The organism is Oscillochloris sp. ZM17-4, from assembly GCF_019599295.1.
Lineage (GTDB): Bacteria > Chloroflexota > Chloroflexia > Chloroflexales > Chloroflexaceae > Oscillochloris.
In genome coordinates, this window is the sequence record NZ_JAIEWN010000074.1 from 1 (window position 1) to 14,576 (window position 14,576).

At 66.0% G+C, this 14,576-nt stretch carries 8 protein-coding genes and 1 pseudogene; 3 read left to right on the forward strand and 6 right to left on the reverse strand.

Going from position 1 to position 14,576, the window contains the following annotated elements:
- Nucleotides 1–392 precede the first annotated feature (392 nt).
- Nucleotides 393–3,161 (reverse strand): LuxR C-terminal-related transcriptional regulator, encoded by a 2,769-nt coding sequence (locus K2Z83_RS26360; protein WP_220598150.1) that lies wholly within the window; start codon nt 3,159–3,161, stop codon nt 393–395.
- 528 nt (nt 3,162–3,689) lie between these two features.
- Between K2Z83_RS26360 and K2Z83_RS26365 the strand changes: the two genes are divergently transcribed.
- Nucleotides 3,690–4,940: an MFS transporter gene (locus K2Z83_RS26365; RefSeq protein ID WP_220598151.1), complete on the forward strand. Its 1,251-nt coding sequence runs from the start codon at nt 3,690–3,692 to the stop codon at nt 4,938–4,940.
- Nucleotides 4,941–5,176: 236 nt separating this feature from the next.
- Entirely contained in the window at nt 5,177–5,653 is a 477-nt protein-coding gene (locus tag K2Z83_RS26370; RefSeq protein ID WP_220598152.1) for a hypothetical protein, read from the forward strand.
- Nucleotides 5,654–5,734: 81 nt separating this feature from the next.
- On the opposite strand, the gene K2Z83_RS26375 is transcribed toward K2Z83_RS26370, so the two are convergent.
- The 5 genes and pseudogenes from K2Z83_RS26375 to K2Z83_RS26390 all read right to left on the reverse strand — a co-directional run bounded on the left by K2Z83_RS26375 (nt 5,735) and on the right by K2Z83_RS26390 (nt 13,425).
- The gene (locus tag K2Z83_RS26375; protein ID WP_220598153.1) at nt 5,735–8,122 is read right to left on the reverse strand and encodes a carboxypeptidase-like regulatory domain-containing protein; all 2,388 of its coding nucleotides are present in this window, start codon (nt 8,120–8,122) and stop codon (nt 5,735–5,737) included.
- Between the two features lie 714 nt (nt 8,123–8,836).
- Entirely contained in the window at nt 8,837–11,479 is a 2,643-nt protein-coding gene (locus K2Z83_RS26380) for a CARDB domain-containing protein (RefSeq protein WP_255604536.1), read from the reverse strand.
- A 249-nt stretch (nt 11,480–11,728) separates the two neighbouring features.
- A pseudogene (locus tag K2Z83_RS30255) lies at nt 11,729–12,550 on the reverse strand (M23 family metallopeptidase); the annotation flags it as partial.
- Nucleotides 12,551–12,679: 129 nt separating this feature from the next.
- The gene (locus K2Z83_RS26385; protein WP_220598155.1) at nt 12,680–12,880 is read right to left on the reverse strand and encodes a helix-turn-helix transcriptional regulator; all 201 of its coding nucleotides are present in this window, start codon (nt 12,878–12,880) and stop codon (nt 12,680–12,682) included.
- A gap of 110 nt (nt 12,881–12,990) precedes the next feature.
- Nucleotides 12,991–13,425 carry a hypothetical protein gene (locus K2Z83_RS26390; protein ID WP_220598156.1) on the reverse strand — a complete coding sequence of 145 codons (435 nt, stop codon included), beginning with the start codon at nt 13,423–13,425 and terminating at the stop codon, nt 12,991–12,993.
- 460 nt (nt 13,426–13,885) lie between these two features.
- Here K2Z83_RS26390 and K2Z83_RS26395 point away from each other — a divergent pair, with 460 nt between their 5' ends.
- Entirely contained in the window at nt 13,886–14,572 is a 687-nt protein-coding gene (locus K2Z83_RS26395) for an RNA polymerase sigma factor (protein WP_220598157.1), read from the forward strand.
- Nucleotides 14,573–14,576: the final 4 nt, after the last annotated feature.

Sequence of the window (14,576 nt, forward strand, 5' to 3'; positions counted from 1 at the left end):
GCGGGTGAAGCCCTTATATCCCAGGGCTAAAGCTCCTGGGATATAAGGGCTAGGACAGTAAGCTGTCGCTGTTCACATGGACCTCCAGTCTCACCAGGTGTAGTCGAAGGAATGACCGCAGTAGGGCAGAAGGAACGCTGTCACCCTGAGCGAAGCGAAGGGTCCCGGCCGGGATTCTTCACTTCGACATGGCTCAAACCAGCTTGACAGTTTGCCGCCGGACACCCCTCTCCCCCTGCCCCTCTCCCACAAGGGGAGAGGGGATATTCCGCAGCAGGACGCTTCACGACGTTCCTTCTGCGGTACTGCGAACGACCACACCATAGCAGCGCATGTGGTGAATAGTCATCACCACATGTGGTGAGCGCGGTGGTGAAGTTGGGGCGCGCCCGTCAGAGCAGGCCAAGCTCCTCGGCGCGGCGGATTGCCGCCCGCCGGCTGCTCACGCCGAGCTTGGCGTAGATATGTTTCGTGTGGGTGCGCAGCGTGTGCAGGGAGATGACCAGCGCGCGGGCGATCTCCGGGCCGCCCATTTCGCTGCGCAGCAGCCGCAGCACAGCGCGCTCGCGCTCGCTCAGCGGCTCCACAAACGCGTGTGAGCGTTCGAGCGCAGCGTGCAAAACAGCCGGCTCATCATGTGCGTCCGGCGCCCCCCCTACGCGATCGAAGGCCGCCAGCAGCAGCACACGATACGGCTGGAGCGAATCGCTTTGCGCGCCACGCGCTGCGCTCTGCGCTTGGATCAGGGCGGCCATGGCCGGGCCTTCGTCCACGAACAGCCGGATGTAGCCCTCGGGCTCGGCGAGGGTGAGGGCGCGGGCGAGCGACGCCAGGGCCGCCGGGGCGTCGCCCCGCAGCTGGTGGGCGCGGGCGAGCAGCGCCAGGATCTCGATCAGGCTATCGGCCCGCGCACCGGCCTCCGCCGCCGCGCAGAGGCGATCGAGGAGGCCGACTGCCGCCGGCAGCGCGCTGCCGGCCAGCTCGCTCGCGGCCTGGGCGAGAAGCACTCTCGCCAGGGTGATGTGCTCAAACTCGCGCAGATAGCCGGGCGCGTCGTGGGCAGACAGCCCGCGCTCCCTGGCCCAGCCGATGGCCTCGTCCAGCCGGCCCTGCGCGAGCCACAGCCGCGCCCGCCGGGCAGCGACCGGCCGCACATTGGGGAAGAAGTCGCCCACATAGCGGCGCTCAGCCTCCTGGAGCAGGTCGAGCGCGTCATCCAGATCGCCCTGCGCCGCGCGGATGTGCGCCAGCGCAACGCGCCAGCGATACGGGTGCCTCGGGAAGCCGGTGTGCTCGCCCTGGGCCTGGCTGCGCTGAAGGTGCTGCGCGGCGGCCGGCAGGTCGCCGCGCTCATAGGCCAGCTCGCTCAGCCCCACGTACATATCGGCCGTCCCGCGCAGCTGGGGCGCGCCGCTGTCGGCGGCGAGCTGGAGCCCCTGCTCATAGATCCGCTTGGCCTCGCGGAGCCGGCCCTGCGTCACGCGGATGTCGGCCAGCGCGATGGCGCCCCCGATAGCGTCGGCGATGTTCCCCGCCTCGCGCAGGCGGGCCAGGCCGGCGGCAAACAGCCGGTAGGCCGCCTCAAGATCTCCGCTCGCCCAGTAGGTCAGGCCGAGGAGCGCGGTGGCCGCCCCACTCCAGATCGGGTCTTCCTCGGCCATGAGATCGAGCGCCCGCCCGGCGGAGTCGACGGCGGCGGGCACGTCGCCCAGCGCCAGGGCCTGCGCGGCGCGGTAGACCGCGATCGCGCCGGGCAGCCGGCGGAACGCCGCTGCGTCGCGGACGACCGGTGCGGCCGGGCTGTGCTCCGTCTGGTCAGCGCCTTCCGCCGCGTGGCCGAGCCAGCGCTCGGCGTCGCGCAGCCGCTCCTCGACACGCGCGATCTCTCCGCAGGCCAGCAGGGCACCGGCATAGCCGACGCTGAGCACGGGCCGACAGCGCAGCAGCGCGTCGGGGAGCGCCTTGTACCAGCCCAGCACCGTGGCCTCCTGCCGCTGCTGCACCAGCGCCGGGGCGGCCAGCTCGATCAGGTCGGCGGCCCGCGGGTGATCCTGGGCGGCCAGGGCGTGGCGGATCGCATCGGCCGGCGCGCCGTGCTGCTCGTACCACAGGCTCGCGCGCCGGTGCAGCTCCGCCACATGGTCGGGCTGCTCGGCCAGGAGCTGCGCCGCGAGGACATCGGCGAAGAGGTGGTGGTAGCGGTACCACTGGCGCCGGTCGTCAAGCGGCAGCACAAAGAAGTTGCCGCGCTGGAGCGCCTCCAGCCGCGCGCCGCCGCCCGCCTGGCCGGTCACCGCGTCGCACAGCGGGCCGTGCAGGTGGTCGAGGATGGCGGTCTGGAGGAGAAACTGGCGCAGCGCCGCGGGCTGGCGCTGGAGCACCTCGTCAACCAGATAATCCAGGATGTAGCGGTGGTCGCCGGCGAAGGTGCGGATGAATGCGCGGGTATCCTGGCGGCCCTGCATTGACAGGGCCGCCAGCTGCAGGCCGGCGACCCAACCCTCGGTGCGCTCCTCAAGCGCGGCGACATCGTCCGCCGTGAGGTCGAGGGCCATCACCCCGGTGAGAAACGCCGCAGCCTCGGCGCGGGTGAAGCGCAGGTCTGTGGCGCGCAGCTCGGTCAGCTGGTCGCGGGCGCGCAGGCGGGCCAGGGGCAGCGGCGGATCCGCGCGGGCGGTGATCACCAGGTGCAGCGCGGGCGGCAGATGCTCGACCAGCGCGGTGAGCGCCTGGCCGACCGGCTCGGCGTCGAGCACGTGGCAGTCGTCGAGCACGAGGATCGCCGGCTGCGGGAGCGCGGCGATCTGGTTGAGCAGCGGCGGCAGCAGCGCGGCGATCGTCGGGGGCTGCGAGGACTGGAGCAGGGCGGCGACATCGGAGCCGAGCGTTGGCGCCACCGTCTGCAGCGCGGCGATGAGGTAGGCCAGAAAGCGGGCCGGGTCGTTGTCCGCGGCGTCCAGGGCGAGCCAGGCGACGGGCCGGCCGCACCCGGCGACCCACGCGCTGGCCAGGCTGGTCTTGCCATAGCCGGCCGGCGCGGCGATCAGGGTCAGCCTGCGCTGGAGGCCCGCGCTCAGCCGCGCCAGCAGGTCGGGGCGGGGCAGCGCGTCCGATCGCGGCGGTGGGGCAAAGAGCTTGGCGGTGAGCACGAGTGTCGACATAGGCTCATTATAGGGCACGTCTCTCTTCCGCCATCGATCCTCGCCCAGGCCCGCCGGCCGGCGGGGCTGCCGGCGTCGGCGATCTCGAATGCGCTCATATACACATGCTCCCCTGGGCAGTGCGTCATCGGCAGGAGAACCATAGCACGTCCGTGCGTTCTGTCAATCCGTCGCTCGGCCCGGATGTGGTGTAATGCGCCGTAGGGGCGACCCGCCGTGGTCGCCCCTACGGCGCCGCATGGCAATGTGGGCAGGCCCATGCGCATCAACGTAAGCCCTGGCCCCCCCGGAATTTCTTGTTGTTTTGGCCAAAACAACACCGGTTTTTAGGGCGGCAGCCCTAAAGTTGATGTGCATGGGGGGCAGGCCCATGGGCCTGCCCCTACGACGTGGCGATTCAGTGCAGGAACATCCGCGGCACCCACCCGACAGCCCAGGTGGCATGGTTCGCTGCTCGCGGCTATACTACGCCATCATCGGCGACGCCCGCACTGTGGCGGGCGCCCTCAATATTCTTAAGGACACCACGTGCGTGTAGCAAACTGGCGACGGGACACGCTCGCGATCCTCGAAAGCGCCGAGTACCGACGGCTCCTGGGCGGCACGGTGATCTGGTGGCACTGCTTCTACATGGAGCTGGTGGTGCTCGGCTGGCTGGTCTTCGACCTGAGCAGCTCGGCGCGCACGGTCTCGCTGGTCAGCTTCTGCCGCACCCTGCCGCTGCTGCTGGTCAGCCTCTTCTCGGGGCCGCTGATCGACTATGTCGGCCGCCGCCGGGTCCTGATCGCCACGCAGAGCGTGAACCTGTGCAGCTACCTGGCGCTGGCGCTGCTGCTCTGGAGCGGCCGGGCTGCGCCCTGGAATATCGCGATCGTCGCCTTCTGCCTCGGCACGGCCTGGGCGATCGACTGGCCGACCCGCCGCTCGCTGGTGCCCGACCTGCTCGGCAAGGAGCGCATGGTCGATGGGCTGCTGCTGGAGAGCTTCCTGACTGGCTTCGCGCGCATCATCGCCCCGGCGATGGCCGGAGCCCTCATCGCCCGCTTCGGCGCGCTGGGCTGCTACCTGACTATGGCGGCGCTGTCGAGCTGCGCGCTCAGCATCATATTCCCGCTGCTCCGCGGCGCGGCCCCGCCCGGCGCGCGGCCCTTCACCCTGGCCGTCCTGCCGGTGGTGCGCGAGGGCATGCGCTACGTCCGCTCCAGCCAGCCCATCCTGGCGGTCATGCTGATCACCCTGGTGATGAACCTCTGGATCTTTCCCTACGTCTCGCTGCTGCCGGCCTTCGCCCGCGACGTGCTGCACCAGGGGCCGGTGGCGCTGGGCTTCCTGAGCACCGGCAGCGGGATCGGGGCATTCCTCGGGCTGATCGCCATCCAGCTGCTGCGCCGGCGGGTCAGCGTGGGGCTGCTCTTTGTGCTGGGCACCGGCTGGCTGTGCCTGTCGCTGGCGGCCTTCGCCCTCTCGCGGGCCTACCCGCTCTCGTGGGCGCTGCTGCTCTGCGCGGGGATGGGCATGGGCGGCTTCGGCACCCTGCAGAGCACAATCGTGCTGGTGGCCACCAGCGACGCGATGCGCAGCCGGGTGATGGGCATCCTGGTGCTGGCGATCGGCGGCGACCCGCTGGGCCAGCTGCAGATCGGCACCCTGGCCGAGCGCTTTGGTGTGCAGGCCACGCTGGCCGGGCAGGGCGCGGCCGCCGCGCTCGCCCTAGTCCTCATCACGACCCTGCTGCCGGGGGTGTTGCGCCCGCAGGAACAGGCCGGCGAGGTGGCATAATCTCCTGGCTGGTGGAGGATAGATATTTCCGGGGAGTACGACCTCAGCCCCCCGCTCGACAGGAGCGGGGGGTACAGACCATCCGATTGCCTTCCGGCCCCCCCCTCGCCTGTTCGTGCAGCGAACGGGCGAGGGGGGCTGGGGGGGAGGGCCATGATGGAGCTGTACCGTCGTTAGCTGGGTCGGATACCTGCTATACTCCCCTCAGAATCCCGCGACCAGCCAAGGATACGCGTATGGAAGAGTCCCTGACCATGATTGACGAGCCGATGCGGGCACCCATGCCCGCCTGGGCCTACCCCATCCTCAATCCGACCGTGAAGTGCCTCCTGCAGTCACCCCTCCATGGCCTGCTGAGCCATAGCTCCCTGGTCCTCCTCTTTAAGGGCCGCAAGACGGGGAAGCGCTACGAGGTCGTGGTGGTCTACCACGAGGAGGGCGGCAAGCTCTACACCTTCTCGAACACCAGCTGGAGCAAGAACTTCATCGGCGGGGCGCCCGTAGGGCTTCGCTTGCGCGGCGCGCTTGTGTGTGCCACGGCGCTGGTGGTCGATGACCCGGACCTGATCGGGCGCGTGATCCGGCGCATGGCTGCCATGAGGGGCGAGCCGATGGTCGCGAACATGGGCCTGATCGGCTACGGCCCCGATGGAGCCGCCCACCTTCAGATGCCCAAGGGCAGCCGGCTAGTCGAGTTCACCCTGGAGCGCTGAGCGAACTCCACTGAGAACAACTAGCGTGCACATAGGCAAGGGCCACTAGCCTTGCTGGTGGCCCTGGAGAAGGGGCTGCGATTAGCGCGCGATGAGCGGGAGATATACCGTGTAGTTACCCGCCAATTCCGACGGGGGCACGCTTCCAGCTCGCTCATCCGGCATATCGGCGACCGGCACCACCGGCGCGCTCGGCACCGCCTTGCTTGCGGCGAGGCCCCCCCCCGCATTCGCCAGGGTCAGCCCGTTGGAGGTGCTCAGCCGGTATTCTGCCGCGCTGTAGCCATAGACCTCCACCTGGTACACCCCTGGCACCACCTCGCTCGCCGGGATCACCACCTGCTCACTCGCGCTGCCCTCCTGGTTGCTCACCCGCGCCGACTGGTCGGTGCGCGATGACCAGACGTACAGGTCGGCGTCCCCGCTCAGCACCTCCAGGTTCACGCTAAACGATTGGCCGGCCGCCACGTTGTAGCGGTAGATGCGGGTTTGATCTCGGGCAATATGGTCCGTGGCAACTTCATAGTTGATCAGCTGGCGGGCGTTGCCGATTGAGATATTGTTGGCCGCGTCGCGAGCGCGCACCTGCATATAGCGCATCCCTGGCAGCGGCAGCAGCGACCAGCGGTAGTAGTCAGGGGTCTGCGTGTACGGGATCCAGCCCGATTTTGCCACCGGCACCCAGCGCTGTGCGCCATCGTTATAGACATACTCAATGATATGCACCGACTCCACCCCGCTGGCGTTCGGCGGCGGGTCAATCGCATCAATGCCGACCATAATATCCTGGGTTGTCACGCTTGTGTTGCTGTCGCCATTAATACTGATCGCCTGTACCACCGGAATGGTTTGATCCGCCGTTGCTGGCGCGACCACAATGGTGCGGCTGACGACATTGTTGGCTGTAGTACGCTCGGCGACAGCACCTTCAGGGTCAATGATGGCATAGATCGTAACGTCGCCAGCGGTCGAGAAGGTAACTTCAAGCGGGTTGGTACTCTCGTTACTGGTGAGTGAATCGAGGAAGGGCACGGTCGCTGTTCCCAACAGGGGGCCATGTATCGCATCCCGGCGAAACTCGACCATCACATCTTCCAGCGTCGTACTTCCACCATCGCGCTGCACAAAGATACCGAGCTGCACTGGCATGTTTGCGCGCGGGGCTGCTGGGGCGAGCCAGATCTGGTCGCCGGAGCTGAGCAGGTCGTCGTACTGGGTTCCGGCGGCATCCAATACCGTGTAGGCCGTTGTTAGCTGGGCCTGCGTTGAGTCAGGGTTGATCACCGTCAGGTCATAGGTGTTTGGACTCAACCCGGCGGGCACAGTTGCCAGCAGCACCGTGCCGTTGATACGGGTAGCGCTGAGCGTAGCACTGCCAAGCTTCACCACTGCGCCATCGGCGAAGTTCAGCCCCCACACAAAGAGATCCGTCGTGCGGTCGTTGAGGCCGGAGGTGGGGGTGGCTTTGGTTATGAGCGGGCTGGGGGCCAATACGGTGAAGGCGTTTGCGAGGGCGCCAGTGTGGCCGTTGGTCATAACGATCAGATCATAGATGCCGGGCGGGAGGTTGGCGGGCACCGTGGCGGCGAAGCTGGTTGCGCTCTGCGGCGTGACTGTCGTTAGGGTAAAGACACCGGCGCTGCCGCTCAGGCGCGCGGTCGGCGCGGGCGATGTTGCGAAGTCGCTGCCATGCACACTGATCCGTGTTGTATGGCTGCTGACCCCTTCGCTAGGACTGAGCGATTGCACTATCTCGCTGCCGCCGGAGTCTACCTTTGTAGCGCTAAAGTCCTGACCACTCAGATTGTTGGCGGTCACGCTAACGCTGCGGGTGGCCGGGCTGAAGCTGTAGCCGCTCTTCGCAGGCGTGAGCGTGTAGCTGCCAGGGGGCACGTTACTGAGGGTGTAGCTGCCATCGCTGGCGGTCGTCGCGCTGCGCGTGCCGTCAGAGACTGTCACCCCAGCAATCCCACTGCCGCTGAGCGTGACCCGCCCGCCCACGCTGTAGGTGATCAGCGTGGCGCTGAAGTCCTGACTACTCACATTGTTGCCGCTCACACTGATGCTACGGGTGGCCGGGCTGAAGCTGTAGCCGCTCTTCGCAGGCGTGAGCGTGTAGCTGCCAGGGGGGACATTGCTCAGGGTGTAGCTGCCGTCGCTGGCGGTCGTCGCGCTGCGCGTGCCGTCCGAGATCGTCACCCCAGCAAGGCTACTGCCGTTGAGCGTGACCCGCCCGCCCACGCTGTAGGTGATCAGCGTGCCGGTGAAGTCCTGTCCGCTCATATTCCCGCTGACGGTGACGCTGCGCGTCGTGGGGCTGAAGCTGTAGCCGCCCTTGGTGGGCGTGAGCGTGTAGCTGCCGATCGGCACATTGCTCAGGGTGTAGCTGCCGTCGCTGGCAGTCGTCGCGCTGCGCGTGCCGTCCGAGACCGTCACCCCGGCCATACCCGTGCCACGAGCATCGCGCACGACGCCACTCACTGGATAGGTCGTCAAGACAAATCTGACCGCATCAAACCAGACCCGGCGTGTGTTGGTAGATTCGGACGTTGCATCGGTGAGCTTCACGTAGCATGCCGTCCCGGCAGCACAGCTTACTGCTGCGATCTTGTTCCACTGACCATAGTTACTAGCCTGGTTCCAGGTGACATACTGGTCGCCGCTGGCGTGATGGATTTGATAGCGCGCCGAGTTGGTCTCAGGCACAATCCCAGGGAAGTGCGGGTACCAGACATACACATCGTAGGTGCCGGTCTGAGGTAGATTGGGCCGCCACAAACCCCAATCAACCGCACTATTCAGGCTGTTATAGGTCCAGTAGGCGTGTGCGTTATAGGCTCCGCTGCTACCGATACTGCCAGACGGCACATAGCCCCACGAGCTAGCGCCGCCCGACTCGTACTTGCTGAAGCAGGCGCTCTGGTTGTCGCAGATCACCTCGGTAGCGGCGAGGACAGCTTGGGGCGAACGGGATCGAGGAGACGAAGCGGCCCAACTGACTAACGGTGTGGAGAGGAGAAGAAGGAAGAGAGGAAGCACCAGGAGCCGAACGGATCGCGATCCTACGCGCCATTGTGAGTCGTGTGGATTACACATGGTGTGGTCTCCTCTTTGGGGACAATGGCCTGCACACGCGGAAGGGCTGCCGAATCGAGGCAGCCCTTCCGCGTGTGCATGTTGGTTCTAGCGTCGAACAAGCGGGAGGTACACGGTGAAATTGCTTGCTGGCTCCGCCGGGGGCACGCTGCCCGTCCGCTCGTCGGGTATGCTCGCCACCGGCACCACCGGCGCGCTCGGCACCGTCTTGCTGGCCTCCATGCCGCCGCCCGCCACAGCCTGGAGGCTCGCCAGGGTCGCCCCGTTGGATGTGCTCAGCCGGTACTCCGCCGCGCTGTAGCCGTAGACCTCCACCTGGTACACTCCCGGCACCACCTCGCTCGCCGGGATCACCACCTGCTCACTCGCGCTGCCCTCCTGGTTGCTCACCCGCGCCGACTGGTCGGTGCGCGATGACCAGACGTACAGGTCGGCGTCCCCGCTCAGCACCTCCAGGTTCACGCTAAACGCCTGCCCCGCCGCCACGTTGTAGCGGTAGATCCGCGTCTGATTCAGCCCGATCCGGTCGGCGCTGCTCTCATAGTTCACTAGCTGGCGCGCATTGCCGATCGAGACATTGTTCGCCGCGTCGCGGGCGCGCACCTGCACGTAGTGCATCCCCGGCAGCGGCAGCAGCGACCAGCCGTAGCTCGCGGGGCTCTGGCTGTAGGGCAGCCAGCCCGACTGCGCCACCGCCACCCAGCGCTGGGCCGCCGGGCTGTAGACATACTCGATCAGATGCACCGCCTGCACCCCGCTGCTGTTCGGGGCCGGGTCGGTCGCCTCGATGCCCACGGTCACGTCCTGCTCCGTGACCGTGGTGCTGCCGCCGCCGTTGATGCTGATCCCCTGCACCGCCGGGATGGTTAGGTCGGTCGTCGTCGTAGCGACCACCACCGTGCGGCTGACCACATTGTTGGCCTCGTTGCCCTCGGCCACCATGTCCTGCGGGTCGATGATCGCGAAGATCGTGACGCTCCCCGCGCTGGGGAAGGTCACATTGATCGGGGTCGTGCTCTCGCTGCTCGCGCGCGGGTCGAGGAAGGGCACGCTGGATGTCCCGAGCAGCGGGCCGTCCACCGCATCGCGGCGGAACTCCACGCTCACGCCTTCCAGCGCGGCCTTGCCGCCGCTGCGTTGCAGGATGAGGCCGAGCTGCACCGGCGTGTTCACCCGTGGGGTGACGGGATTGAGCCAGAGCTGGTCGTTGGTGCTGAGCAGGTCGTTATTCAGGGTGCTGGTGGCGTCGAGCACGGTGTAGGCGGCGGCCAGCTGGGCGTGACTCGCATCCGGGTTGGTGACGGTCAGGTCGTAGGTGGCCGGGGCGACGCCGACCGGCACCACGGAGAGCAGGGTGGTGGCGTTGACGCGGGTGGTGTTGAGGATGGTGTTGCCGAGCGCCACCACCGCGCCATCAGCGAAGTTGAGCCCCTGGACAAGCAGATCGGTGGTGCGGTCATTGAGGCCGGAGGTCGGCGTAACCTGGGAGACCTGGAGGCCAACCGCCAGCACCATGAAGGCATTGGGCAGGGTGCTGGTGCGCCCGTTGGAGGTGACGATCAGGTCGTAGCTGCCGGGCGCGAGGTTGGCGGGCACGGTGGCGGTGAAGCTGGTCGCGCTCGACGCGGCCACATTGGTCAGGGCCATGCTCCCGGCCGCGCCGCTGAGCTGGGCGGTGGGGGCGGGGGAGGTGGCAAAGCCCGTGCCGCTGATGGTGACGGACGTGGGCTGGCTGCCGCTGCCTTCGCTCGGGCTGATGGCCTTGACGATCAGGCTGGTGCCAGTATCAACCGGCGTGCCGGCGAAGTCCTGGCCGGTCAGGTTGCCGCTGACGGTGACGCTGCGGGTGGCCGGGGCGAAGGTGTAGCCGCTCTTCGTGGGGGTGAGCGTATAGGTGCCTGCCGGGACACCGCTGAGGGTGTAGCTGCCGTCGCTGCCGGTGGTCGTGCTGCGCGTGCCGTCGGTGAGCGTGACCCCGGCGAGGCCCGCGCTGCCAGTAGTGGTAACGCGCCCGCTAAGGGTGTAGGGGAGGGTTGCAGGTACCTCCTGTACAAACTTCACCGCATCGAACCAGACGCGGCGCGTGCCGGTGCCCTCTGGTGTCGAATCCGTGAGTTTCACATAGCACGCCGTCCCCGCCGCGCAGCTCACCGTGGCAAGCTTATTCCACACCCCCGGGTTAGTGGCCTGGTTCCAAGTGACATTGGTGTCACCATTGGCGTGATGCACCTGATAGCTAGCCGAGTTGGTTTCTGGCGCACTACCGGAGTAGTGCGGGTACCAAACATAGACGTTGTACGTGCCTGCCTGCGGCAGATTGGGCTGCCACTTGCCCCAGTCAAGCGCGCTATTCTGGCCGTTATAGGTCCAGTAGGCGTGCTGGTTATAGGCGGCGCTGCTATCACCAGTGCCAGGCTGCACATAGCCCCACGAGCCAGCGCCGCTCGACTCGTACTTGCTAAAGCAGGCGCTCTGGTTGTCGCAGATCACTTCTGGCGGAACGTCGCCGACAGTGAAGTGCCACGACCCAACCCAACCGCTATCAACTGCCCCATCACCGGACTTGACGCGCCACTCGTAGTTGCCCGTGCTCAAGTCGCTGATCGTCCAGCTCGTGTCCTTCACCCAGCCCTTCTGGCTGACCAGCGTACTGCCGCGGTAGACCTCAATGTAGTAGTCGCGGTAGGCGTTCGGCTTATTGTCGGGGTCGCCGTTGTCTTTCCACTCCAAGGTTACGCTAGTGTTGCTGCCGAGGGCGGTGCCGTTGGCCGGGGTGAGGAGGGTGGGCTTGTTGGGGGGCTGATTTGCGGGGGCACCGCTTCCGCTCGAACCACCATTATAGATTTGGCCTTGAGGGGAGCATTGTCGAGAGCCATCGCTGATTCGCACCATGCAGCCAGTGTATGCTGCCGAGCCATTCTCAACCGTCCAGCCACCAATATCTAACCCATGCATTGCCTTATCGACATTGTTGAGGTAGGTCGCAAAATGAACATGTGGGCCAGTTGCGCTACCACCACATCCGGCTTGCGCAGAAATATTCCCCAAAAACTGACCTCGTGATACCGATTGACCATACCCAACAGCAATGTTTATCGCATGGTAATACGTCGTCTTCCAACCACCACCATGCACGATGGATATATAGTTCGGACAAGACGCGCTATAGTAGGCTATACCATCGCGGGCAGCACGTATTTGGCCAGTTCCACCTGAGAAATCCAAAGCATTGAGAACACTCTTATCTACCGCAATATGAGGGCCTCCCGTTAACGTCCACGTTTCACCAGTGGGCCAGGGAAGGCTTAGATCACCTGATCCATCGCCCTGAAGCGCATTATCTCCACCGAGGAATTGACGCTCTTGTTCATTAAGTAAACCTTTAGGTGTCAACCGCACCCACGCTGAAAAGCGAGCATCTCCTTCGAGCGCGATATCCCAACGTTGCTGATTCTGTGCGAGAAAGAGAAACATCTTAGGGCTTGTATTACTGTCTGGAGGAGCGGGGATTACTGCATTCCCAAAGGCCCAGACACCGACATACCGCATATCAGACACGCTAATATCAGTGGCTGGCTGAGATCCAAGATAGTCTATGACGGCTTGTTTCACAGACGTTATCAGATCAGAATACTGTGTGATTATTACAGCATCCGCAGCTTCATCAGCCTGCGCCAAAAAGGAACCCGTGCCCGATCCTGGATCAGCAGCAGCCGCAGGAATCTGGATCGTCAGCGTTTCCAGTAGCATCGCCACCACTGCCAGGGTGAAGAGATTTCGGATGATAGAACGACCGTTCATGATGACTCCCCTTGATTGCAAGGATGTTTAGATGGGTCTGCCAACGTTAGCGTGCCTGATGTGATAAAAGCTCTCCACTTCCCAAACACACGATAGCTATAGCGCCATGTGTTAGGCGATCCGATACATCTATGACAGGGCATACCATACGGCGGCGACGACCCGGTTCGGCGCGCCGATCTTCTGACACACGCTGCCCACGTAGTGCGTCACGGTCTGCGGCGCGACGCCGAGCTGGAGGGCGATCTGCGCGTCGTTCTCGCCACGGGCCACGAGCTCCATCACCTGGTGCTCGCGCAGCGTCAGAGGGTCGTCGGGGTAGGGTGGCATCAGGAATGTCGCCTTCTGTCGTGCGGGCTGCTCCTCACCGTATCAATCGCGCCCGCCGGGGCTTTTCCCAGCCATCTCGTGCGACAATCAGCCGGCGCACGCGTAGCGCCTCACGGCGCGCCCGCCCGCTCGCGCAGGGGGGCGGAGCTCATGATCGCCCGCGGCCCCCAGAGGCGCTGCTCCTGCATCCACACCGCGTCGGCGTAGCCCCGCTCGTGCGCCAGCGCGTGGCTGTAGTACACCCACGCCTCTGCGATCTGCCCCCTGGCGGCCAGGGCCGCCCCCAGCCCCGCGTTGGCGTCCGCGCTCTCCGGGGCGAGATCGAGGGCCGTGCGCCAGAGCCCGATGGCCTCGTCATCCCGCCACTGCTCGTAGCGCACGAAGGCCAGGTTGTTGTAGGGCTCGTAGTAGGCCTCGTCGGCGGCGATGGCGGCGAGGAACAGGGCGGCGGCCGCCAACTGATCCCGGCTGGCCAGCGCCCCCTTCCCGCGCTCGTTGAGATCCCAAGCCTCCCCCGTGATCGTCGGGGTCGGCAGTTGCGGCACCGCAACACCAACCAGTGAGGCGGTCGGGGTAGGATGAGTCGGTCGCGGCTCAGCGGGCCGGCTGGACATGACCACCGCCACCCCAATGGCGACGGTGGCGAAGACGACGGCTCGCCTCAGCCACTGGCCTGCGCCTGGGCGGCGCGGATACTCGTGTCCGCCTATGCAATCGACGGGGCAGTGGCTCAGCGGGCAGCTAGAGCAGTCGTGCCTGGGTTGACGCATGCGGGCCTCCTGTGATGCGATAGCGGGGATGATGAGACTCCGACGCTCAATAGCTGGTCGTCACGTCACTTCTCTAGACGCGGGCAATTACTAAGCGTGTGCGTAGGGGGATTCCCACGGCGATTCGTGCCACTTCTGATCGCACACAGGATCACGCCGTGTGCCCGATCTGCACGGTGCCATGACCCGTGCTACAATCAGGCTCCGCTGCGCCACCTGATGCCTGAGGTCGCCGATGCCCCCCGAGCCAATAGCCCTGGACGCCCTCTGCGATACGTGCGAGCAGCAGCTGCTGGGCTTTCGTCTGCGCGGCGAGCGCGATACCGCAAGCTGTGATGCGATCCTCTGTCGGGCCGCCGCCCACGATGACCCGGCGATCAGCGCGCTTGTCCAGGTCAGCGCGCCGCTGCTGCGCCGCCACTACCCCCTGCGCCAGCGCGACGGGATCGACGACTGGGCGCAGAATGTGCTGCTCCAGGTGGTGGTGAAGATGCGCAACCGCGAGAGCCCCTACCAGATCAAGCCCCCGCCGCCCCGGCCCTTCGTCGCCTATCAGGCCTACCTCAAGATCACCGGCCGGAACCTGGCATACGACCAGCTGCGCGCTGAGCCGGATCGCGCCGAGGTGTCGCTTGAGCAGGTTCGGGCTGCGCCCGGCAATGCTGTCGCCGACCCGCGCTCGGATCTGGCCGAGCTGGAGCGGCTGATGCGCTTCGAGTGGCTGCTGGAGCGCATCCGCAAGCCGCTCGACCGCGAGATCTTCCGCATGCGCTTTGGGCTGCACCTCGCGCCGGACGCGACGGTTGCGGCGCTCGGGCAGCAGGGCCAGGATGTCACCAAGCAGCAGGTCTTTCGCTCGGTCGAGCGCACGGTCCGCTATCTCAGCACGCTGCCCGAGGTGCGCGATATGTTTGAGGAGTGATGGT

Excerpts from the sequence above, each read along its gene's own strand:
- K2Z83_RS26360 (WP_220598150.1), bottom strand. The coding sequence starts at position 3,161 with ATGTCGACACTCGTGCTCACCGCCAAGCTCTTTGCCCCACCGCCGCGA.
- K2Z83_RS26370 (WP_220598152.1), top strand. The coding sequence starts at position 5,177 with ATGGAAGAGTCCCTGACCATGATTGACGAGCCGATGCGGGCACCCATG.
- K2Z83_RS26385 (WP_220598155.1), bottom strand. The coding sequence starts at position 12,880 with ATGCCACCCTACCCCGACGACCCTCTGACGCTGCGCGAGCACCAGGTG.
- K2Z83_RS26395 (WP_220598157.1), top strand. The coding sequence starts at position 13,886 with ATGCCCCCCGAGCCAATAGCCCTGGACGCCCTCTGCGATACGTGCGAG.